Source organism: Mucilaginibacter conchicola, from assembly GCF_003432115.1.
Classification (GTDB): Bacteria; Bacteroidota; Bacteroidia; order Sphingobacteriales; family Sphingobacteriaceae; genus Mucilaginibacter; species Mucilaginibacter conchicola.
This window is the reverse complement of record NZ_QWDC01000002.1, coordinates 1,479,293-1,500,546: the sequence shown is the minus strand read 5'-3', so window position 1 is coordinate 1,500,546 and position 21,254 is coordinate 1,479,293. Positions and strand designations below refer to the sequence as shown.

Here is a 21,254-nt window from a genome sequence, read left to right as displayed (position 1 = left end):
TTAAAAATTTATTAACATGGGTGGATGAGCCCCACCACGTCATTGCGAGAAGCGACAGCGACGTGGCAATCCCCTACTTACAGAACGGCTCTGTATAGCAAAGAGATTGCTTCGTTCCTCGCAATGACGCGTGGGGTAATCAGATTTTACAACGCTGCCAGCGTCTTGATATCTTTTACCTCTAAAACATGCTTGTAATACCCGCGTATAGCAGCATTGATCATGGCCTTGCCAACATCTTTCATGGTAAGCACAGCGCTTGGGAATAACACCTTTAGTATCGGGTACAGTGATGAGATAATCTTGTAATAACCTTTAACATTCCTCTGCCCCTCGGTGGGTTTCATAAAACCGGGGCGGAAGGTGTATACGCTTTTGAAGGGAAGCTTCAGCAATGCATTTTCGGTTTTGCCTTTTACACGGGCCCACATCATACGGCCTTTTTCGGTGCTATCGGTATGTGCGCCTGATACAAAATTGAAAACCATATCAGGATTTTCGCTCAGCAGGGCTTCAGCAAAGTTCATTGTGATATCGTAAGTGATATGGCTGTATTGCTGCTCGTTCAGTCCGTTGGAACTGATACCGGCGCAAAAGAGGCAGGTGTTGTAACCTTTCAGGATATCTTCCACTTCGTGAAGATCCATAAAATCGGGAACTATTAATTCCCGCAGCTTAGGATGCTGTAGATCGAAATGTTTGCGGTTAACCATCAAAACTTTTTCAACTGCAGGATGGGCAAGGCACTCTAACAAAACTCCTTCACCAACCAGCCCCGTGGCACCGGTCAGTATTATACTCAACTTCATTGTATCTGGCATATACCTGTGAAGACGAGCAGCAGACTTTTATCTTTTAAAGAATTTTCAGATTTTCGCCCGTTGTTAAAACCTAAGGTCCTTTACTGTCGGTGGTGGTTCTATTTTAGGAAGGTAGGTTATCTTTTTTTGTGAAAGTTCTGCCTGGCGTATCAGCTCAGCATTTTCAATAACATCACCATCCCGGAAAGACTTCCCCGCGAAAATAAAGAGATCAAGTGCCCGATTAAAATTATCTGCCATTAACGGCGCAGCAAAAGTAAGCTCTCCTGTTTTTCCATTCGGCATAACATATTTAACATACTCATAAGGTCCGGGAAAATGTTCACCGGCTTTTAACCGCCGCCTTGCTACAAAATCTTCTAACGGTTTGCTATCATTAAAAATTGAATTAAGCAGTGCCACTTTTTCATCAGCTAACAGATAAGTTGTATCTGAAATGCCTCTTGGCCAAACACACTGTAAACGCGTATTACCCACGCTATCAATATCAAATAATTGCTTAATAATAATTTTCCCGCTCTCAACCTGATATAAAACGTGCGTTAACGATCTGAACACTGGTTTAGTGCTTTGAGCATTGGTGTTAAATGCAGAGAACATAACAAAGCACGCTAACACCACCTTAATCAATTTCATTTTTCTTATGCCTGTAAAATGTCATTTATAAAACTATCTCTCCCTCGAAAACCAGCTTAGCCGGGCCTTCCAGAAAGATGTTGCTAAACTTTTCGCCGTCGTGATCGAAGCGGATATTTAGATCGCCGCCTAAAACCCTGATCGGGGTGCTGATGGTACCAAATTCACCGTTCTTTTTGGCCATAGCCAATGCGACTGCCGTAACACCTGTACCGCAGGCATAGGTCTCGTTCTCAACACCGCGTTCAAAGGTGCGTACAAAGTAACCTTCCCCTTCTTTCTCAACAAAGTTTACGTTGATGCCTTGTTGCTTATAGGTTGCGTTGTTGCGGATAGCACGGCCTTCGTTATACACATCTTTAACCGCCAGATCAACCGCTGTTTTTACGTAATGCGGGGAACCGGTATTCAGCACAAAAGCATCGCCGTCTTTATTTATCTCCTCAACGTCTATCATTTGCAGGCTCACCCATTCGCCATTTTCTGAAATTTTGGCATGGTGAACACCGTCTGTAGCCAGAAATTTTGTCGTATCGTTTATCACACCCAAACGCTTCGCAAAGGCAACGATGCAACGGCCACCATTTCCGCACATGCTGCCCTCGGCACCATCGGCATTGTAGTACACCATTTTAAAATCATACCCCTGCTCGTTCTCCAACAACATGAGGCCATCGCCACCTATACCAAAACGGCGGTCGCACAGCAATGCAACCTGTTCTTTATCAAGCGAATTGATAGCATTTTCACGATTATCTATCAGCACAAAATCGTTGCCGGCACCCTGGTATTTATAAAAGTTTATTTCCACAATTTTACTTTAAGCAGTAGATGTTAAATTTAAAAAAGTAACGAGTAACAAATATAGCAGAGAGTTTATCTCATTTTAACAATATTTAACATTATTACACATACCTTATTGTTGTAAATTGCGTCTATATGGTATTAAATTTGAACCTCTAAGGTTATTAAACTATAGTATTTAAGAAAGTGAGAAATAATATGAGAAAGTTTGGTTTAACATTACTGACCGCCTTTGCAGGCGGCGCGCTCGCTTTGGGAGCGTATAAGTTTGCCGAGAACAAGTACGACCAGAATTTGAGCATTGAGGATAAGCAGAAAGTTTATTTTGCCAGCAATCCTGAGAAAAGCAATTTGGTATCATCTGCCGGTACGGCTGATTTTACCCAGGCAGCTGCCGAAGCAACGCCTGCCGTTGTTTATATCCGTACCACATACGCAAGCAAGTCATCTGATGGTGGCAGTGGCGATCCGTTTGAGCAAATGTTTGGGCAGATGTTTGGTGGCCGTATGCGCCCGCAAGGCCCGCAGATGGCATCGGGCTCTGGTGTGATCATCTCCCCGGATGGTTACATTGTTACCAACAACCACGTTGTAGCTAAAGCCGAAAAGATCCAGATCGTGACCAATGACCACCGCAGCTTTGAGGCCAAAGTGATAGGTACCGACCCTAATACCGACCTTGCCTTAATTAAGGTTAACGCTACTAACCTGCCTATCGTTAAATTAGGTAACTCTGATGCCGTAAAAGTTGGCGAGTGGGTATTGGCCGTGGGTAACCCTTTTAAACTGAACTCTACTGTTACGGCGGGCATTGTGAGCGCAAAAGGTCGCAGCATTGGTATCATCGGTCGTGAGGATGATGAGGATAGCCCTTACCCTGTACGCCAGCAAGAGACGCCTACTTTGAAAAAAGGTATCGAGTCGTTCATTCAAACTGATGCAGCTATTAACCCTGGTAACAGTGGTGGCGCATTAGTGAATACTGCGGGAGAATTGATCGGTATCAACGCTGCTATCGCATCGCACACCGGTTCTTATGAGGGCTATGGTTTTGCCATCCCTATTAACCTGGCTAAAAAGGTATTGAATGATATTAAGAAATATGGTTCGGTTAAACGTGGTTATGTAGGTATCGGTTTTGCCGACCTGAGCGACCCGGATGCTGCTAAACAAGTTAACAGCGACAAAACCAATGGCCTGTACGTAAACAGCCTGGTTGCAGGTGGTGGTGCCGAGCAAGCCGGTATTAAACAAGGTGATATTATCACTAAAGTTGAAGGCAATACCGTTTACGAATCATCAGACCTGCAAGAGCGTGTTGCACGTTTACAGCCTGGTGATAAAATTAACCTGACCGTTTTGCGTAACGGTGCTGAGAAAAACTTCTCGGTAACGCTTAAGGCTGATGCTCCGGCTAACAAAACTGCTGCTAACTCAAAATCAGCTTCGGAACTGTTCAACAAACTGGGTGCAAGTTTCCAACCGTTAAATGCACAGCAAAAATCTAAATACCGCGTTAACGGTGGTGTTGTGGTTACACAAGTGCGTCGTGGTGGTTTGTTTGATGATACCGAGATCCCAACAGGCTCTATCATCACCTCAATCAACAGGCAGCCTGTAAACAGCGTTGAAGATATTGATAAAGCTATAACGAACCTTAAGAATGGCCGACTGGTGATCAGTGGTTACTATCCTGATGGTGGCAGTTTCAACAATATGTTTGAAGTGCAGTAACATAATCCAAAATAATCAACAAAAAAGCCCCCGACATGTCGGGGGCTTTTTTGTTTTGATAATACCCCCACGCGTCATTGCGAGCGAGCAGAAGGGTGGGCTTTGCGTGTGGGCGACGAGAAATCCTGTTAGACAAAACAAGCGCCGAACTTAGCATCAATAACAGGATTTCTCACTATCGTTCGAAATGACATTATAATTATTCTTATACCCATAGAAAAAATCAATCACAATTTTATATTTGTATAGAACCTGTTGATATGACCATTACCCAACTCGAATACATTGTAGCCGTTGATACTTACCGCAGTTTTGTTGCTGCTGCCAATAAATGTTTTGTTACGCAGCCAACTTTGAGCATGCAGATACAAAAGCTGGAAGACACGCTGGGTGTAAAGATATTTGACCGCAGCAAGCAGCCTGTTGTGCCTACCGAGATAGGCGAAGAAATCATAGCGCAGGCCCGTGTGCTGATAGCAGAAAGTGAAAAGATAAAAGAAATAGTCACAGACAGGCAGAAAGAATTATCAGGAGAATTGAGGGTAGGTATCATCCCAACTATATCGCCATACATCCTGCCCAAAATACTCAATAGTTTTATTGAGAAATATCCCCAGGTAAAACTCATTGTTTGGGAACAAACTACCGAGCAGATCATCCAGCAACTAAAGCTGGGCACTATTGATTGCGGCTTATTATCAACGCCTTTAAACGAAAGCAGCCTCACCGAGATACCCGTATTTTACGAGAACTTTGTGGCTTACGCTGCAAAAAGCAGCAAGTTATCTAAAAAGAAAGTCATCACCCCTGATGACATAGATATGGAAGAGATTTGGGTGCTGAACGAGGGCCATTGCATGCGCGAGCAGGTATTGAACATTTGCCAGCGGCGCAAAGCCACCAAAGGCTTCCAGCATTTTGAGTACAATACCGGCAGTGTGGAAACTTTGAAACGCATGGTAGACATGAACAACGGCGCCACCATCCTGCCCGAGCTTGCCCTTGCCGAAATGACCGACAAACAGCGCGACCGTGTACGTTACTTTAAAAGCCCCGAGCCTGCGCGTGAGGTTAGCATAGTAATGCACCGCAACTATTTAAAGCGCCGCATGATAGAAGCTTTAAAGAATGAAATACTGGAGTTTGTGCCGAAAAGACTTCGCACAAAGAAAAAGAAAGAGATTGTGGAGATATAATCACTATGGCCATATCTCCTTACGTCATCCTGAATTTATTTCAGGTTCTCATCACGCAGATCTTACCCGTGGGATGCCGAAATAAATTCGGCATGACGTTGCTGTGATTGGGCTTGTTTTGTTAATCCCTTTGCGTCACCTCTTTCAAAGCCTCAGAAATTTTCTTAGCCGTGGCTTCTAATTCCTCTTGCGTTGGTGAAAGCTTAGGGCGGGCAAAATTCATATCGTCTACACGATTCATCGGGATGAGGTGGATATGCGCGTGCGGCACCTCGAGGCCGATGACTGCTACACCTACTTTTTTGCAAGGGATAGCATTCTTGATACCCTTAGCTACAATTTTGGCGAACATCTGCAGGCCAAGAAAGGTCTCGTCATCAATATCAAAAATATAATCCACTTCCTTTTTTGGGATCACCAAAACGTGACCTTCAGCCAGCGGACTGATATCTAAAAACGCCAGAAATTCGGTGGTCTCTGCAACCTTATGGGCGGGGATTTCGCCTGCAACTATTTTTGAAAAGATGGTAGACATGGGTAGGGATGTTTAATGTTTGAAGGATGGAATGAGTGATTGAGCGAATAAGAAAAAAACATTCGCTCCTTCTATCCTTCGCTCAATCACTCATTAAATACTAACGGCTAATTTCCAGTATCTCAAATTCCATTTTACCGGCAGGCACCTGTATCTCGGTTTTATCACCAACAGATTTACCTAACAAACCTTTTGCAATAGGAGATGCTACCGATATTTTACCGGCTTTAAGGTCGGCCTCGCTTTCTGATACCAGTTGGTAGCTCATAGTAGCGCCGTTCTTAACGTTTTTGATCTTTACAATAGATAGTGCCAAAACCTTTGACATATCCAGTTTAGATTCATCTAACAAACGTGCGTTTGATAGCGTTTCTTCCAGCTTGGCAATCTTGGTTTCGTGCAAGCCTTGCGCTTCTTTTGCAGCATCGTACTCGGCGTTCTCAGATAAGTCGCCTTTATCGCGGGCCTCGGCTATAGCGTTTGCTATTTTAGCACGGCCTGTAGTTTTTAGTTGCTGTAATTCTTCTTTTAAGTTCTCTAAACCTTCTTTGGTATAGTATGATACGTCTGCCATAATACACTTATAATTAGTTCTATAATTCGTTCGCGTTGGGCCAAAAAAAACCGCCCCTCTACTTTCTTGATAGAAGAGCGTTCGGCCATAAAAACAAACAAGACCACGGGACATCAGTCTCCATGATCTTGTTTGGTATTAAAACGAAGATAACGTTTTTAAATTTTAATCTCCAAATATTTTAAGCTGATTTTTTACTCCGCCAGCTATTAAGCCAGGCCAATTTCGCCAAGCTTTTGCGCCATTACTTCGCTTATTTTGCGATAGCTTTCAAATGTCCAGCCGCCTACGTGCGGGCTTAGCAGCACCTTGCCGCTGGCACGCAATTCATCAAACCATTGCTGCTCTCCTAACGCCGGGAATTTCTCTACCTCAAGCACATCCAGTCCGGCACCTAATATCTTACCTTGCTTTATGGCATTAAGTACCGCCTGCGTTTTAACCACCTTGCCACGGGCAAGGTTCAGGAAAAATATCGGCTTCCTGAAGTGGAACAGGTACTCATCATCCACCATCCCGTTGGTTTCGCGTGTAAGCGGGATATGCAGGCTCAGCACATCGGCATGCTTAACAATTTGCTCCATGCTTACCTCGCGGGCATACCTGTCGCTAAAACCGGTTTTATATTTATCAAAGGCGATCACCTCAACTCCAAAGCCTGATAGGCGTTGTGCAAAGGCCTGGCCCATATTACCATATCCAATAATGCCTACAGTGCGGCCCTTTAGTTCGTAACCACGGTTTTCCTCGCGCAGCCATTTGCCATCGCGCACCTCAGCGTCGCTACGGTTAAGGTTGTTCATCAGCGATAGCAGCATACCTACGCCATGTTCGCCAACAGCATCACGGTTACCCTCGGGCGCATTGATGAGGATGACACCTTTGGCTACGGCATAATCCTCGTCGATATTATCCATCCCCGCCCCTGCCCTGCAAATAAAACGCAGGTTGGTGGCCAGGTCTAAAAATTCCTTATCTACCTGAAACTTGGAACGGATAACCAAACCGTCGTAATCATTAATGATGGCTTTGGCCGCATCCAGTTTCATGTCGGGTTGGTAATTTATAGTGTAGCCAAACGCCTGTGCCTGCTCCATAAAAGCGGGGTGCAGATCGTCAACTATAAGGATGTTATTTTTCATTGCTGTAAGTTGTGCGGTAAAAGTACAAAAGTTGATCATCCCTTACTATATCGCTTGCATATTAACTCACCCGGTCTCCGCTACGCTGGACCACCCTCTATGCTGCAAGCAGCAAAGAGGGTTGAAAAGAAATAGATTTTCCCTAACCCTCTTTTCGCACAGCGAAGACAGGGTCGACGATCCGCCGAATGGCGGAGATGTCGGGGTGAGTCAATTTGTGCGAGCGACCAAACCCGGCCACAAAAAACTGGCACGTAAATGGCATTACCAAAAGCCTATGAACATCATCCCATTTAAAAACGCGCGCAAGAATATCAAACAGTTTACCATGAAATTATCAGAAGGTGGTTTCAGAAGTATTTTTGACCGGATAGACCAGTTGAGTGTTAAACGCGGTGTTGATACCATGGGGCTTGATAAATTTATTAACCAATGCGCGTTGATGGCCGCGGGTACAGGTGCGGTTGCCGGCACAGGCGGCTTGTTCACCATGTTAATAGGCATGCCTGTTGATTTTGTGAATTTGATAACCCAGCAATTCCGCGTTACCATGGCCGTGATGTATTATAATCGTGGTAGCTACCGGGTAGGTTTTGATGAGTTTATGCAGTTGGTGGCAACCTCTTTTAAAATTGAAGCGGGTATAGCAGTTAGCAAAACTATGATGGAAGGTGTTGCAGAAAGGCTATTCTTAACCTTTGGTGTTCGCACTGCCGAACGGTTGGTTCCGGTTATCGGCGCAGCCATTGGCGGCACGGCAAATTACCTTTTTGTAAAACGTATGGCCGATAAGGTAAAAGAACAATATCCCAACCCCAAAATGGTGATCAAAATAGACTGACATCCACTATTTTAAAACTTAACATTGGCGTAACAACCTAAGCCATAATGTTTCCGTAAGATGCGATGTGCGCATTTTTCAAATTCCCCTTCTAAAGTTATTTAAGGCGAGGCTCCTTCTAAGCTTTTCTTCCTTTATATTTATCATCGCCGTATGGCTGATGGCTTACCTGCTTATTGATCATAAACAGAGCCAGTTAACTGCCATATCTGACGACCTTTCGCATATACAGATCAGCTATCTCGAAAGTACAGATAACCTGCAGCGTTTTATGCTGTCAGGTTTCCATGAAGAACACTTTTATGATAACGGCCGCCAGAAAAACGCCGATATGTTCCTATTGCTGCAGCGCGATATTGTAAAACGCCTGGCAAATTTGAAGATAAAAGCAGAAGAAAATAACCTGGATACGCATAGCGAAATAGACAGCCTCATTGCGCTGAATAACCAAACCATCGGTTTAGGCTTTTCATTAAAATCGCTCTATTTTAAAAAAGGCTTTATGGATTACGGCCTTGAGGGCAGGATGCGTAAATATGCCCATTGGCTGGAGAACTACGGCAATATATCTAAACCAAACATCCTGCAACTGCGGCGCCACGAGAAGGATTACATGCTGCGCGGGCAGGGAACTTACTCGAGCCTTTTCGTTAAACAAGCCGACTCATTGATAGCCCTGATGCCGCGTGGCACTGCTACTTATGATGCACTCACCAATTACCGCAAGTACTTTGTACAATTGGTTGATTATACCGAGCAGCTTGGCTTATTAAAAACATCAGGCGTGGTTCCCGATATACAACAAGCCATTAAACGTTTTGAGAGCCGCTATGCCGTTACCGATAAAATGGTAGAGGGTACCATTGTTGCATTAAACAAAAAATTCAGCTGGTTGCTTATCGGGCTGTCGGCATTATCACTTATTGCGGTGGTGGTACTCACCATCATTTTCTCGCGCTACTTTACCCGAGACCTGAAGGAGTTAAACCAGCGCATGGCCGATTTTATCAATTCCGACTTTCAGAATATCCCCCAACCTTTGCAGCAAAGTGGTATAAAGCCAAACAGTATGGAAACTGAGCAACTTTATACCGACTTTGATCTGTTGAAGACCACGCTTCGCAGCCACATTAATAACCTGCACGAAAAAACCAGCGAGCTGCAGCAAATGAACGAAGACATGCAGGCACAGGCCGAGGAACTGAAGGCACAATCAGAAGAGTTATATTCACTTAATGAGGAATTGCGCCAGCAACAGGAGCAGGAACACCAGGCCCGCGAAGAGGCCGAGAAAGCCAACCTGGCCAAAAGCGTTTTCCTTGCTACCATGAGTCACGAGATCCGCACGCCTATGAATGGTGTTTTGGGCATGGCCTCGCTATTGCATGATACCCGGTTAGATGATGAGCAACTGGAGTATGTAGAAACCATCCAAACAAGTGGCTCGACGCTACTGAACGTTATTAATGATATCCTCGATTTTTCAAAGATAGAATCGGGCAAATTGGATCTTGATCCGCATCCGTTTAACCTTCGCCAGTGTGTAGAAGAGGTGATGGATATTTTTGCCGGCAAAGCGGCGGTAGCCAATATCGACCTCATTTATGAAATAGACGAGCAGATACCAGCCAACCTGGTAGCCGATAGCATGCGCCTGAAGCAGATCCTGATTAACCTGGTGAGCAACGCAGTTAAATTTACCCATGCCGGCGAAGTATTTATGAAGATCGTCCTTGCCGATACTTGTTCTGATGGCAGCCATGTATTAGGCTTCGAAATTCGCGATACGGGCATAGGTATCCCTGCGGATAAGGTGCAGCATTTGTTTGAGGCTTTCTCTCAGGTTGATTCATCAACTACGCGCAAATACGGTGGTACGGGTTTGGGCCTTGCCATTTGCGAGCGCTTGGTTACTTTATTAGGCGGCAGTATTGGCGTAAGCAGCGAACCCGGCGCAGGTACAACCTTTATGTTTACCATTAAAGTAGAGCCAAGTCGCGAGGCGGTGCGCACGCAGGTGCCATTGAGCATGGCCGGGCAAGAAGGCAAAACCGTTTTGGTGGTTGATGATAACCCAACCAACCGCAAAATATTGCAGGTACAGTTAGAGCAATGGCGACTCGCACCCGTGATGGCTTCATCTGCCGCCGAGGCTTTAATTTTTGTTGACCAACGGCCATTTGACCTTATCATTAGCGATATGCAAATGCCGGATATGGACGGTGTGCAGCTGGCTACTATTTTACATGCCAAACATCCGCAGATACCGGTAATACTGCTGAGCTCGATAGGCGACGAAACCAAGACCAAATACCCTGATCTGTTCTCGGCCATATTAACCAAGCCCGTAAAACAGCAGGTGCTGGGCAAAACCATTTTGGCGAGCCTGCAGCAAAACATAAAACAGGTGAGCGAGCCACAGGCCCGCGCCAGTTTGCTAACGCCCGATTTTGCAGCGCTGCACCCTATGGATATTTTGGTTGCTGAAGATAACCTCATCAACCAAAAGCTGATAGTAAGGATATTGAACAAACTGGGTTACGAACCACAGATAGCTGCAAACGGCATTGAGGTACTGGCCTTGATGGAACATAACTCTTTTGATGTGATACTGATGGATGTACAAATGCCCGAGATGGGCGGACTGGAAGCTACGCGCATTATCCGCGGCTTGCCAATTGAGCAGCCGGTGATCATTGCCGTTACAGCCAATGCCATGCAGGAAGATAAAGATGCCTGTTTACAAGCCGGCATGACGGGTTATTTATCTAAACCGATACAACTGGATGAGTTGCTATCAGCCTTGGCGAAAATAGATGTGGAAGTTAGTGGCTAAAATTATATTAAGCTTCAAAGGTTTCCCAAATAAATGTGGGCAGGTAAAGTTCATAGTGATCATAAACTACGGCAAAAATATCTTTGCCTGAAAGAGTCAACTTATAGATGAATATGCTATCAAGGGCATCTAAACCGATTTTATCCTTAGAGTCTCTTAATTTTTCGATTTTTTCTGCTGAGAGAAAAGCAGACATTTCATCAAATAATTCATCTGAGAAATAAAATGAACCTATTAATTGGATGTTTTGAAGGTCGCTCCTTTTGACTTTAAAATTATCGGCTATCAGTTGCTCTATCTGATCCATAAAGTTGGCTATCTCGCTGCCGCTATCTCATTAGTCAGTTTCACAAAGTCATCAACGGTTAAGCGCTCTGCGCGCAGGTCCAGGGTGGCGTTATCTGCCATTTTCTCTTTGTTGATAAGCGACGATACCGCATTGCGCAGCGTTTTGCGGCGCTGGTTGAAACCGGCTTTTACTACCTGCCAGAAAAGTTTTTCGTCGCAGTTTAATGCGGCTGTTTCGTTGCGGGTTAAGCGAATAACTGCTGATAGCACTTTGGGCGGTGGGTTGAACACGCCTGCTTTTACGGTGAACAAATATTCAACCTTGTAATAAGCCTGTAGGAAAACGCTCAGGATGCCGTACTCTTTGCTACCCGCCTTTGCATTACAGCGCTCGGCTACTTCTTTCTGGAACATACCTACCACTTCAACCACCTGATCGCGGTTATCCAGGATCTTAAAAAGTATTTGGGAAGATATGTTGTAAGGGAAGTTACCTATCACGGCCATTTTCTCATCAAAGTTGGCTTTAAAATCAAGCTCCAAAAAATCGGCATTGATGAGCCTGTTGCCTAATTGCGGGTATTTCTTTTGCAGAAAGTTGTATGATTCGGTATCGATATCGATCAGAAAAACCTCATAGTCGGGTTTCTGCAGCAAGAAATCGGATAGGATGCCCATGCCGGGGCCAACCTCAAGCACTTGCTTGTAGCCATTAGCAGGCCTTAAGCTCTCAACAATTTTTGAAGCGATGTTTTTATCAGTGAGGAAGTGCTGCCCGAGATGTTTTTTTGCCCGTACTAAGGTCATTTGCTAAAATTAATCACACAAATTACGGCATATTGTGCTTTTATCAGGAATAATAAGTTGAAAATCTTTTAATTTGCATTTTTGGTAAAAAGCTAAGCGCCTAAATACCAAAGCGAATTATACTGCCCACCAGCAGTAAAACCGGACAACGAACAATGAGCGACAAACCTAAAATAGGCATCAGCATAGGAGACATTAACGGCATCGGGCTTGAGATTATCATCAAAACCCTTTCCGACTCACGCATTTACGATTACTGTACACCCATAGTTTACGGGCATACCAAAGTGGCATCGTTCCACCGTAAAGCCACGCACTTAAACGAGTTTAACTTTACTGTGGTGGATAGCGCCCTTGATGCACAAAGCCGCAAACCCAACATGATCAATTGCTGGGAAGAGGATGTACGCATTGAGATGGGCCAGTCTACCAAAGATGGCGGTAAATATGCCTTCACCTCGCTGCAACGCGCTACGGATGACCTGCTGAGCGGCCATATTGATGGTTTGGTTACCGCGCCTATCAATAAAGACAATATCCAGAGTGAAGATTTCGCCTTCCCCGGCCATACCGAATATTTACAGCATCGCGATAGCAAAGACGAATCGTTGATGTTTTTGGTGAGCGACTCGCTGCGTGTAGGTGTAGTTACCGGCCATATCCCGGTTACTAAAATTGCACAGAGCATCACTACTGAAAAAATTGTTAAGAAATTACAAGTGATGAATGCGAGCCTGAAAGATGATTTCTGGATCCGCAAACCAAAAATTGCCGTATTGGGTCTTAATCCCCACGCCGGCGACAACGGCCTGATAGGTACCGAAGAGCAGGAAACTATTATCCCTGCCATTGAAGAAGCCCGCACGCATGATGTTTTGGCCTTTGGCCCTTACGCTGCTGACGGCTTTTTTGCAAACGGCACTTACCTGCAATTTGATGCCGTACTGGCCATGTACCATGACCAGGGCCTTATTCCGTTTAAACAGATAGCTTTTGAAACCGGTGTTAATTATACCGCAGGCTTAAGCTTTGTGCGCACCTCGCCAGATCATGGTACGGCTTATGATATTGCCGGCAAGAACATGGCATCAGAAGTATCGTTCCGCGAGGCGCTGTTTACGGCCATACACGTTATTAAGCACAGGCGCGAAACTGCCGAACTTAATGAAAACCCTTTGCTGTTTAGTAAACTAAGCCGCGACAGGGATTAATAGTACCTAAGCAGATACTGTTTTAAATTTGTTACCGTTTATTTAAAACAAATATCTCTGAAATACATTTGCCTGTTTAATGAGTAATTTAATAAACCGCATCAGGTCTATTGATGCGTTTCGTGCGGTTACCATGTTCCTGATGATCTTTGTGAATGATCTTGACGGCGTGCCCAATACCCCAGAATGGCTTAAACATGCTGCAATAAGCGACGACGCTTTAGGACTTGCCGACACCATCTTTCCTGCCTTCCTCTTTATTGTAGGGCTATCGATCCCGTATGCCTTCGCCAAACGGCTGCATAATTCAGAAGCGCATGTGCCTTCGCGGATCATTACCCGTTCGCTGGCGCTGATATTTATCGGCTTTTTTCATGCCAACAGCGAAACCTACAATGAAACTGCAACCCTTTTACCCAAGCCGGTTTGGGATAGTTTAGCCACGTTCAGTTTCTTTTTCATCTTTTTAGATTACCAAAAGAATACCTCAAAGTTGCGGCGCTACATTTTCCAGGGATTTGGCTGGGCGCTGTTAATTGCCATGTGTATCGTTTACCGCAGTACCGATCCCGCCCACCCATGGCTGCACCTTACGTGGTGGGGTATTCTGGGGCTCATAGGCTGGTCATACCTGGTATGCGGGCTTATTTACTATTATAGCAACGGCTACCTGTGGATACAGGCGGCAGCCTGGCTGTTCTTCATGTTCTTTAATATCGATTTCCACTTTGGGATGCTCGATTTTTTAAGCGGACTGCAAAAATATATGTGGATAGCCGGTAATGGCGCCATGCAAGCCTTTACTATGGCCGGGGTGTTTGTATCGGTGTTGTATATGCGCCTCAGCAAAAACAACGAGATAAAAATGCTTTGGGCCGCCATGATCATGATGGCTATCATCTTATTCAACCTCGGCTTTATTGTACGTTACTTTAGCGGCGGTATCTCCAAAGCCCGCGATACCCCTTCATGGGTTTTGATATGTACGGGGATAAGCTTGGTGGTGTATGCCATCTTTATCTACATTGTAGATTTTAGGCACAAGTACCATTGGTTTAAGATCATTGAACCGGCGGGTACCAGCACTTTTACGGCTTACCTGCTACCTTACCTCTTCTACCCTATCTATCAGATGACAGACCTCGGCTACCCGGAATACTTGGATCAGGGCACGGGTGGGCTGATACGTTGTTTAATATTCTCCTTCGTGATCGTATGGCTAACGGGATTGCTGCAGAAAATAAACGTGAGGCTGAAGATATAGCGCTTAAAGTCTTGCAGAATTTATTAACACAAAACGTTCCTACGGAACGAAATAAGCAACGGCTCTAACTCTACCGACAAAACATCCCTACGAGATGACGCTGCAGGGCTTGTTCAGGCGGAACAACTCGTGGGTAGCTCAATTTAGTGATGTCAATTACATTCCAGAGGAATGTTTCGTGAAATAACTGCAAGTGTTCACGTTCACGCGCATGAACATCGTGAACATTGGTGAACACCTGATTATCAACAACATCCGACTGACAATATTTAATCAGCAGTTTTCAAATAACTAATAATCAGACACATGAGACTGACGAGATTTTGTCAGTGATAAATAGCTGTCATTTTGAGCAACAGCGAAGAAGCCTCCTCTAAATTGCGGAGCATTCGTGAACACCCATAACAATAATATCGTGAATAATCTCCCCCGCCAGCTGGCGGGGAGACTTCAAAAAAGCAGCTTAAGTCCCTCTCCTTCGGAGTGGGGGTTTGGGGAGAGATTCTTACTTACCGCCGGTTTTCCAGTACATGTAAGCGATACAAACCACAACGGTAACTATCAGAACTACAAGGCCGGTTTTACCTCTGCGTTTATCCTGGCGCATTACCCATACCAAAAAAGCCACCAGCGGCACTACAAATATTATCCAGAAAATAAGAGAAGGAATGTTCATTACAATTAGTGAATGAGTGAGTTATTGAATTAGTGAATAGAGCAATTTATTGATGAGCGGTGTGTAAATTCATTCACTAAATCACTCATTCAATAATTCACTCATTAAAATGGCATCCTTGCCAGCGGGGCAACATCTTGCCCAATAAATTCGCCTTTTAAATATTTGTGGTAACCTGCAATGGCAATCATTGCCGCGTTATCTGTACAGTATTCAAACTTGGGGATAAAAACATTCCAGCCGTTCTTTTCGCCCGTTTCAGTAAGCAGGTTGCGCAGGCCGGTATTGGCAGATACCCCACCCGCCAAAGCTACGTCCTTTATCCCGTGTTCGTCGGCTGCTTTTTTCAGCTTGTTTATCAGGATGGTGGCAATACGTTTCTCTACCGAGGCACAGATATCATTCATGTTCTCCTGGATGAAGTTCGGGTTAGCGGCTACATTATCCCTTATGAAATACAGGATAGAAGTTTTCAATCCGCTAAAGCTGAAATCAAAGCCCGGTATCTGCGGCTCTGGAAATTTATACGCATCGGGGTTACCGTTGCGGGCGTTCTTGTCAATAAGCGGTCCGCCGGGATAAGGCAGGCCCAGTATCTTGCTGGTTTTATCCATCGCTTCGCCGGCCGCATCATCAAGCGTTTGGCCTATCACTTCCATATCAAAATAGTCCTTTACCAAAACTATCTGGGTATGGCCGCCCGATACGGTTAAGCAAATGAAAGGGAACGATGGTTTCTTCTCGGCAATAAAATGCGCCAGGATATGCGCCTGCATGTGGTTGACCTCAATAAGTGGTATCTGTTTAGCCAAAGCAAAAGCCTTTGCAAATGATACGCCTACCAATAATGAACCTAAAAGGCCGGGGCCGCGCGTAAAAGCTACCGCATCAATATCATTTTTGCTTACTTTTGCGTTTAATAATGCTTGCTGCACCGCAGGAACAATGTTTTGCTGATGCACCCTCGAGGCAAGCTCGGGGACAACACCACCGTAAGCTTCATGAATGGTCTGATTTGCAATAACATTACTTAGTATTGCACCGTCAACACAAACAGAAGCCGAGGTTTCATCGCACGAAGATTCTATAGCTAATATTGCAGGCACGTGTTATAAAGTTGAAAGTCAAAAGTTGAAAGTCAAAAGTATCGACGTTCAGTTTTCGACATAGATTATAAATTCTATTTATTGAATTACTGAATTTTGAATTATTGATTATTTAAAACTTTCAAACTTAAACTATGTATAGCGATATACGTTATTCAGTCAATCGATAATTCAATAATTCAGGATATTATTTAAACTGCAAAGTTATTAAAAAAGTACTCAAAATAGCGTTAGGCATCGTGCTGGTAATACTGCTGCTGGTAAGCATCGTGCTCATCTCGTTTCAGTATAAGCCTGTGCAAACCTGGGCGGCAAAAAAAGCTACCAAATACCTGTCTAAAGAGCTTAATACCAAGGTTGATATCAAGAGCCTGTACATAAAACCGTTCTCATCGGTAGTGTTAGAGGGCCTTTACATACTGGATAAGCAACAGGATACTTTGCTGAGCACGCCAAAGCTTTCTGTTGAGCTGAGCGGCTTCTCCATCTTCAACAGCATCAAGAAAAAGAAATTAGATTTTAAATCTATCCAGTTGGATAACGGCGCTTTTTATCTGAAGAAGTTAAAAGACAGCACCACCAACCTCAAATTCGTTATAGATTATTTCAGTTCCGGCGATACCACCAAAACCAAGAGCCAGCCCTGGACGCTCAACTTTGAGAAGATCAGCATCTACAACTTCCATTTCAGGTACAAAAACTACCTGCGTAACGATTTTGTAAAGGGTGTTAATTTCAATGATATTGATGTAAGCCATTTTACCACCACGGTGTACAATATGGACCTGGTGAACCACCTGTTTAAAGCACGTGTTGCCGGCATGACTTTGAAGGAAAAAAGCGGCTTTTATCTCAAAAATTTCAACTCTAATGCTACGATAGATACCAACCAGGTGTTGCTGCAAAACCTGCACATCCAAACGGCTAACTCAAACGTGAAGAACTACTTCCGCATGAGGTTTAAATCGTTTGATGACCTTGACGATTTTGAGAACAAGGTGAACATGGATGCAGAGTTCCATACCTCGCATCTGTCATCAAAAGATATCAGCTATTTTACGGATGCACTTACGCGTGTTAAAACCACATTTGAGTTGGGCCTGGATGGCCGCATCCGTGGGTTGGTGAATAACCTGCGGGCTACGGGTTTAACCATTACCGCCGCGCAGGCTACCTTCATCAAAGGCGATTTTCACCTTACGGGATTGCCGGATTGGGACAACACCTTCCTGCAACTACGTTTCGATCAGATAGCCACCAACAAAAAAGACCTCGATTACCTGTACAGCCATTTTACCGGCAAGCCAACGGCAAAGGTGCCGGATATTGTGGGCAAGTTTGGCAACGTGAACTTTACGGGCAGGTTTACCGGTTTGCAGAATGATTTTGTGGCCTTTGGCACGTTTAAAACCAAGCTTGGCCGCTTAGATCCTGACATTAACCTCAAGATAAACAAAGCCGGTATACCAAGCTACAGTGGTAAACTAACGGCCAGTAATTTTGATGCGGGTGCTTTAATAGATAATAATGACCTGGGCCGCACATCATTTACCGGCAACATAGCCGGTAGTGGCGACGAGATAAAAAATCTCAACATCCGCGGAGACGCCAAAGTGGCTTATGTACAGTTTAAAGGTTACAGCTATACCAACCTGGTAACCAGCGGCACTTTTATAAAAAAAGTGGCTAACGGCCGTGTAGCTATTAATGACCGTAACATTAAGTTTAACCTTACAGGCAACATCAACCTTAACCCTAAACTGCCGGTTTACAATATTGCAGGGAACATCACCAATGCGCGTCTGCACCAGCTAAAGCTGCTGAAAGATACCATCACATTCACTACGCAACTGAATACCGATTTCTCGGGCAATAACCTGGATAATCTGGATGGTAGCATCCTGCTTACCAAAATACGGGTGAATGATCCGCGAAACAGCTATGTGGTTGATACGCTAAACCTATCGGCAAAAGGCAAGGGTGATGAAAGGGTGATTTCGTTAAAATCTGACATTGCCGATGGCAGTATTAAAGGTAGCTATGACCTGGCCACGCTTCCGTCATATTATAAAACTATCGCCAAAAAATATATCCCATCATTAAAAACGGATATAGTGCCGCCCAAGCCGCAGAACTTTGATTTTAACCTCACACTTAAAAACATGGAACCGGTTACGGCCATGTTTATGCCTAACCTGCAGATACCGGACCAGGGCACGTTTGTAGGGAAGTTCAACTCTAACGATAAAACGGCAACGCTTAACGGGTACATCAAAACCATAAAACTGGGCAAAATAGTTTTCCATGATTTTATTATTGATGAGAGCACTACCGATGATTTCCTGGGCCTCAACCTTTCGTTGAACCGGGTGGATTTGACGGATAGCTTGTACATCAAAAACATTACGGTTACCAACTTCCTCAAAAAAGATAGCCTTAACTTCAACGTTAAGTTATCTGATAAAAACGCCATTAACCAGTTAGACCTTTACGGCTTGGTAGCCTTTGGGCGTGATACAACGGCCAAACTGAGCCTGCTGCCATCTGATGTTATACTGGAGCACCAGAACTGGAAAATTGAGGAACAGGTACGCATACGCTTGCTTGATGGCAAAACCAAGGTGGAGAACTTTGAGCTATCAAACGGGAACCAGAAGGTACTCATTAATGGCTTCATCTCTGATAACCCTGCTGACAAGCTGAAGGTGACCTTTGAACAGTTTAGCATGGCCACGCTTAACCAGCTCACCAAACCATCGGGCGTGATGCTGAAAGGGGCCTTAAACGGTGATGTAATGCTGAGCGGCCTTACCAAGCAACCGGGCGTGGATGCCAAACTGGGGATAGATTCGCTTACCATGAACAAAACTTTGGTGGGCGATGTAAAGATCAACTCTGATCTTGATAATGAGAACAGCCGCGCCAACGTGAAGGTGAACATTACCAATAATGGTAAAGAAACCATGAACGTGGATGGCGCTTACCTGATAGGCCAGAAAGGGGCAGAAGATGCGCTTGATTTTGATATTAAGATGGACCATACCGAGGCCATTATTTTTGAGCCGTTTATTAAGAACCTCGTATCAGACATCAAGGGTTCGCTCTCTGCCGATGTGAAGATGACCGGCCCGCCATCAAAGCCACAACTTAATGGTGATATAACACTTAACAACACCGGCCTTACGGTTAATTACCTTAAAACGCCATACACTATCAGCGATAAAGTATCGGTAACCAATAGTTTGATCACCATTGATAAAATGGTACTGAAGGATAGCCGCGGCGGCAAAGGCGAGGTAAATGGCAAGGTGGATTTGAATAACATATCAAACCCAACGCTTGATGTTACTTTAGAAGCAACCAATCTGCAGGCCCTTAACACCACCTTTAAGGATAATCACCTTTATTACGGAACCGCCTATGGTACCGGCACATTCAAATTTACGGGGCCGGTTGATAATATGCAGATAGATATCAAGGCCAGTACTGAGGCGGGCACAATATTCAACATCCCATTGAACACCTCGATGACGGCCAGCGAGTACGATTTTATCCGCTACGTAAACCATGCTGACACGCTGCAGAAGTCGGGACCAAAATCTAACCCTTTTAATGGCGTTACACTGAACTTTGACCTTACAGTAGATGAGAGTACCGTGGTGCGAATTTCAACGGATTACGGCGTATTAGAAGGCTCGGGGCAGGCACGTAACTTAAAGCTGAACATCAATAGCCTTGGCGACTTTGAGATGTTTGGCGATTTCCTTATCACAACGGGTAAGTTTGAGTTTACGGCTAAGGATTTCATCAGCAAAAACTTTACAGTTAACCAGGGCGGTACCATTCACTGGACCGGTAACCCATCAAATGCCGAGATAAACTTACGGGCCATATATGAGGTGCGTACGGCTATTGGGCCTTTGTACTCTGCAGCGGGCTTTCAGCCGCCATACGGTAACAAGCAGGTTTTAGTACAAGCCGAGCTGATATTGACCAAAACACTGTTGCAACCGAGCATTGATTTTGACTTTACCTTCCCGGTAGACCCATCTATAAAAGACGATTTAGCTACTTACCTGTCTGATAATGCTAACCGCAGCCAGCAGGCGCTTAGTGTTATTGTACGCCGCAGTTTTGCATCGGGCACGGGTAGTAACCTAAGCGACCAGGTGTTTGGTACAGCCCAACAGGCTGTAAGCGAGTTTGCCTTTAATAAACTTAACAGCTTTATATCACAGTCAAACATCAAAAACTTTGACTTGAACATACGCTCATTTACTGACGCGAGTGCCACCTTCAGGTTGTGGAATGACAGGTTATTGCTGAATGGTAACTTGTACTCTACATCGGGCTCAAACGACTTGTTTAACACCCGCCAAAGCTTCTTTAATACCGATTTCCGACAGTTGACCAAAGACTTTGAGATACAATACCTGATACGTAAGGATGGTAACCTACGTGGTAAATACTCGTACCGCGCGCTCAACAACACTACGCTGAATACCATCAACGATCAGTTGCTACCACAGTATGTAAACGGTGTTGGTTTAATTTACCAGAGGGATTTTGATACTTTCGGGGAGTTCTTCCGTAACATATTCAGGCAAAGCCGCCGCAACCAGCAACCGGTTAACCCGGCCCCGGTACCATCAACTACCACTACAAGCCCAACACCAAGCAAGCCATCAGACGATAACAACAATGATGATGGCGAGGATAGCGAAGATTAATTAGCAAGGTTTTTAAACAGAACCCGGCAAACACATAAATGGCTTTAGGAAAG

17 protein-coding genes are annotated in these 21,254 nt (G+C 44.6%); 7 read left to right on the top strand and 10 right to left on the bottom strand.

Annotated elements, in window-relative coordinates; all coding sequences use genetic code 11:
* Positions 1–146: 146 nt before the first annotated feature.
* From D0C36_RS16390 to dapF, 3 genes are all read right to left on the bottom strand, one after another.
* A complete protein-coding gene (locus D0C36_RS16390) occupies positions 147–809 on the bottom strand; it encodes an NAD-dependent epimerase/dehydratase family protein (RefSeq protein WP_117392791.1) in 663 nt (220 codons plus the stop codon).
* 75 nt (positions 810–884) lie between these two features.
* Positions 885–1,457 carry a hypothetical protein gene (locus D0C36_RS16385; protein WP_117392675.1) on the bottom strand — a complete coding sequence of 191 codons (573 nt, stop codon included), beginning with the start codon at positions 1,455–1,457 and terminating at the stop codon, positions 885–887.
* A gap of 25 nt (positions 1,458–1,482) precedes the next feature.
* Complete coding sequence (gene dapF / locus D0C36_RS16380) at positions 1,483–2,268, bottom strand: diaminopimelate epimerase (protein WP_117392674.1); 786 nt, start codon at positions 2,266–2,268, stop codon at positions 1,483–1,485.
* A gap of 191 nt (positions 2,269–2,459) precedes the next feature.
* Here dapF and D0C36_RS16375 point away from each other — a divergent pair, with 191 nt between their 5' ends.
* Positions 2,460–3,995: a Do family serine endopeptidase gene (locus D0C36_RS16375; RefSeq protein WP_199502040.1), complete on the top strand. Its 1,536-nt coding sequence runs from the start codon at positions 2,460–2,462 to the stop codon at positions 3,993–3,995.
* 260 nt (positions 3,996–4,255) lie between these two features.
* The gene (locus tag D0C36_RS16370) at positions 4,256–5,191 is read left to right on the top strand and encodes a hydrogen peroxide-inducible genes activator (protein ID WP_117392672.1); all 936 of its coding nucleotides are present in this window, start codon (positions 4,256–4,258) and stop codon (positions 5,189–5,191) included.
* Positions 5,192–5,312: 121 nt separating this feature from the next.
* On the opposite strand, the gene D0C36_RS16365 is transcribed toward D0C36_RS16370, so the two are convergent.
* The 3 genes from D0C36_RS16365 to D0C36_RS16355 all read right to left on the bottom strand — a co-directional run bounded on the left by D0C36_RS16365 (position 5,313) and on the right by D0C36_RS16355 (position 7,442).
* Positions 5,313–5,726, bottom strand: coding sequence for an HIT family protein (locus D0C36_RS16365; protein ID WP_117392671.1), 414 nt, complete (start codon positions 5,724–5,726; stop codon positions 5,313–5,315).
* A gap of 100 nt (positions 5,727–5,826) precedes the next feature.
* Positions 5,827–6,300: a transcription elongation factor GreA gene (greA, locus tag D0C36_RS16360; RefSeq protein WP_117392670.1), complete on the bottom strand. Its 474-nt coding sequence runs from the start codon at positions 6,298–6,300 to the stop codon at positions 5,827–5,829.
* Between the two features lie 209 nt (positions 6,301–6,509).
* On the bottom strand, positions 6,510–7,442 hold the full coding sequence (locus tag D0C36_RS16355) for a 2-hydroxyacid dehydrogenase (protein WP_117392669.1): 933 nt from the start codon (positions 7,440–7,442) through the stop codon (positions 6,510–6,512).
* Positions 7,443–7,563: 121 nt separating this feature from the next.
* Here D0C36_RS16355 and D0C36_RS16350 point away from each other — a divergent pair, with 121 nt between their 5' ends.
* Positions 7,564–8,283: an EcsC family protein gene (locus D0C36_RS16350; RefSeq protein ID WP_233524500.1), complete on the top strand. Its 720-nt coding sequence runs from the start codon at positions 7,564–7,566 to the stop codon at positions 8,281–8,283.
* A gap of 160 nt (positions 8,284–8,443) precedes the next feature.
* On the top strand, positions 8,444–11,119 hold the full coding sequence (locus D0C36_RS16345) for a response regulator (RefSeq protein ID WP_117392667.1): 2,676 nt from the start codon (positions 8,444–8,446) through the stop codon (positions 11,117–11,119).
* 7 nt (positions 11,120–11,126) lie between these two features.
* Here the strand turns inward: D0C36_RS16345 and D0C36_RS16340 are convergent, their stop codons facing one another.
* Positions 11,127–11,426: a hypothetical protein gene (locus tag D0C36_RS16340; RefSeq protein WP_117392666.1), complete on the bottom strand. Its 300-nt coding sequence runs from the start codon at positions 11,424–11,426 to the stop codon at positions 11,127–11,129.
* A gap of 8 nt (positions 11,427–11,434) precedes the next feature.
* Entirely contained in the window at positions 11,435–12,214 is a 780-nt protein-coding gene (rsmA, locus tag D0C36_RS16335) for a 16S rRNA (adenine(1518)-N(6)/adenine(1519)-N(6))-dimethyltransferase RsmA (RefSeq protein WP_117392665.1), read from the bottom strand.
* A gap of 155 nt (positions 12,215–12,369) precedes the next feature.
* Here rsmA and pdxA point away from each other — a divergent pair, with 155 nt between their 5' ends.
* Both pdxA and D0C36_RS16325 read left to right on the top strand, forming a co-directional pair.
* On the top strand, positions 12,370–13,425 hold the full coding sequence (pdxA, locus tag D0C36_RS16330) for a 4-hydroxythreonine-4-phosphate dehydrogenase PdxA (RefSeq protein ID WP_117392664.1): 1,056 nt from the start codon (positions 12,370–12,372) through the stop codon (positions 13,423–13,425).
* A 79-nt stretch (positions 13,426–13,504) separates the two neighbouring features.
* On the top strand, positions 13,505–14,689 hold the full coding sequence (locus D0C36_RS16325) for a heparan-alpha-glucosaminide N-acetyltransferase domain-containing protein (RefSeq protein WP_117392663.1): 1,185 nt from the start codon (positions 13,505–13,507) through the stop codon (positions 14,687–14,689).
* A gap of 505 nt (positions 14,690–15,194) precedes the next feature.
* On the opposite strand, the gene D0C36_RS24565 is transcribed toward D0C36_RS16325, so the two are convergent.
* Both D0C36_RS24565 and tsaD read right to left on the bottom strand, forming a co-directional pair.
* Complete coding sequence (locus D0C36_RS24565; RefSeq protein ID WP_158557133.1) at positions 15,195–15,365, bottom strand: hypothetical protein; 171 nt, start codon at positions 15,363–15,365, stop codon at positions 15,195–15,197.
* A 104-nt stretch (positions 15,366–15,469) separates the two neighbouring features.
* Positions 15,470–16,471 carry a tRNA (adenosine(37)-N6)-threonylcarbamoyltransferase complex transferase subunit TsaD gene (tsaD, locus tag D0C36_RS16320; RefSeq protein ID WP_117392662.1) on the bottom strand — a complete coding sequence of 334 codons (1,002 nt, stop codon included), beginning with the start codon at positions 16,469–16,471 and terminating at the stop codon, positions 15,470–15,472.
* A gap of 239 nt (positions 16,472–16,710) precedes the next feature.
* On the opposite strand from tsaD, the gene D0C36_RS16315 reads away from it, so the two are divergent.
* Positions 16,711–21,201 (top strand): translocation/assembly module TamB domain-containing protein, encoded by a 4,491-nt coding sequence (locus tag D0C36_RS16315; protein ID WP_117392661.1) that lies wholly within the window; start codon positions 16,711–16,713, stop codon positions 21,199–21,201.
* Positions 21,202–21,254: the final 53 nt, after the last annotated feature.

Excerpts from the sequence above, each read along its gene's own strand:
- D0C36_RS16385 (WP_117392675.1), bottom strand. The coding sequence starts at position 1,457 with ATGAAATTGATTAAGGTGGTGTTAGCGTGCTTTGTTATGTTCTCTGCA.
- D0C36_RS16345 (WP_117392667.1), top strand. The coding sequence starts at position 8,444 with ATGGCTTACCTGCTTATTGATCATAAACAGAGCCAGTTAACTGCCATA.
- D0C36_RS16365 (WP_117392671.1), bottom strand. The coding sequence starts at position 5,726 with ATGTCTACCATCTTTTCAAAAATAGTTGCAGGCGAAATCCCCGCCCAT.
- pdxA (WP_117392664.1), top strand. The coding sequence starts at position 12,370 with ATGAGCGACAAACCTAAAATAGGCATCAGCATAGGAGACATTAACGGC.
- D0C36_RS16325 (WP_117392663.1), top strand. The coding sequence starts at position 13,505 with ATGAGTAATTTAATAAACCGCATCAGGTCTATTGATGCGTTTCGTGCG.
- D0C36_RS16340 (WP_117392666.1), bottom strand. The coding sequence starts at position 11,426 with ATGGATCAGATAGAGCAACTGATAGCCGATAATTTTAAAGTCAAAAGG.
- D0C36_RS16355 (WP_117392669.1), bottom strand. The coding sequence starts at position 7,442 with ATGAAAAATAACATCCTTATAGTTGACGATCTGCACCCCGCTTTTATG.
- D0C36_RS24565 (WP_158557133.1), bottom strand. The coding sequence starts at position 15,365 with ATGAACATTCCTTCTCTTATTTTCTGGATAATATTTGTAGTGCCGCTG.
- greA (WP_117392670.1), bottom strand. The coding sequence starts at position 6,300 with ATGGCAGACGTATCATACTATACCAAAGAAGGTTTAGAGAACTTAAAA.
- D0C36_RS16370 (WP_117392672.1), top strand. The coding sequence starts at position 4,256 with ATGACCATTACCCAACTCGAATACATTGTAGCCGTTGATACTTACCGC.
- rsmA (WP_117392665.1), bottom strand. The coding sequence starts at position 12,214 with ATGACCTTAGTACGGGCAAAAAAACATCTCGGGCAGCACTTCCTCACT.
- D0C36_RS16375 (WP_199502040.1), top strand. The coding sequence starts at position 2,460 with ATGAGAAAGTTTGGTTTAACATTACTGACCGCCTTTGCAGGCGGCGCG.
- D0C36_RS16390 (WP_117392791.1), bottom strand. The coding sequence starts at position 809 with ATGAAGTTGAGTATAATACTGACCGGTGCCACGGGGCTGGTTGGTGAA.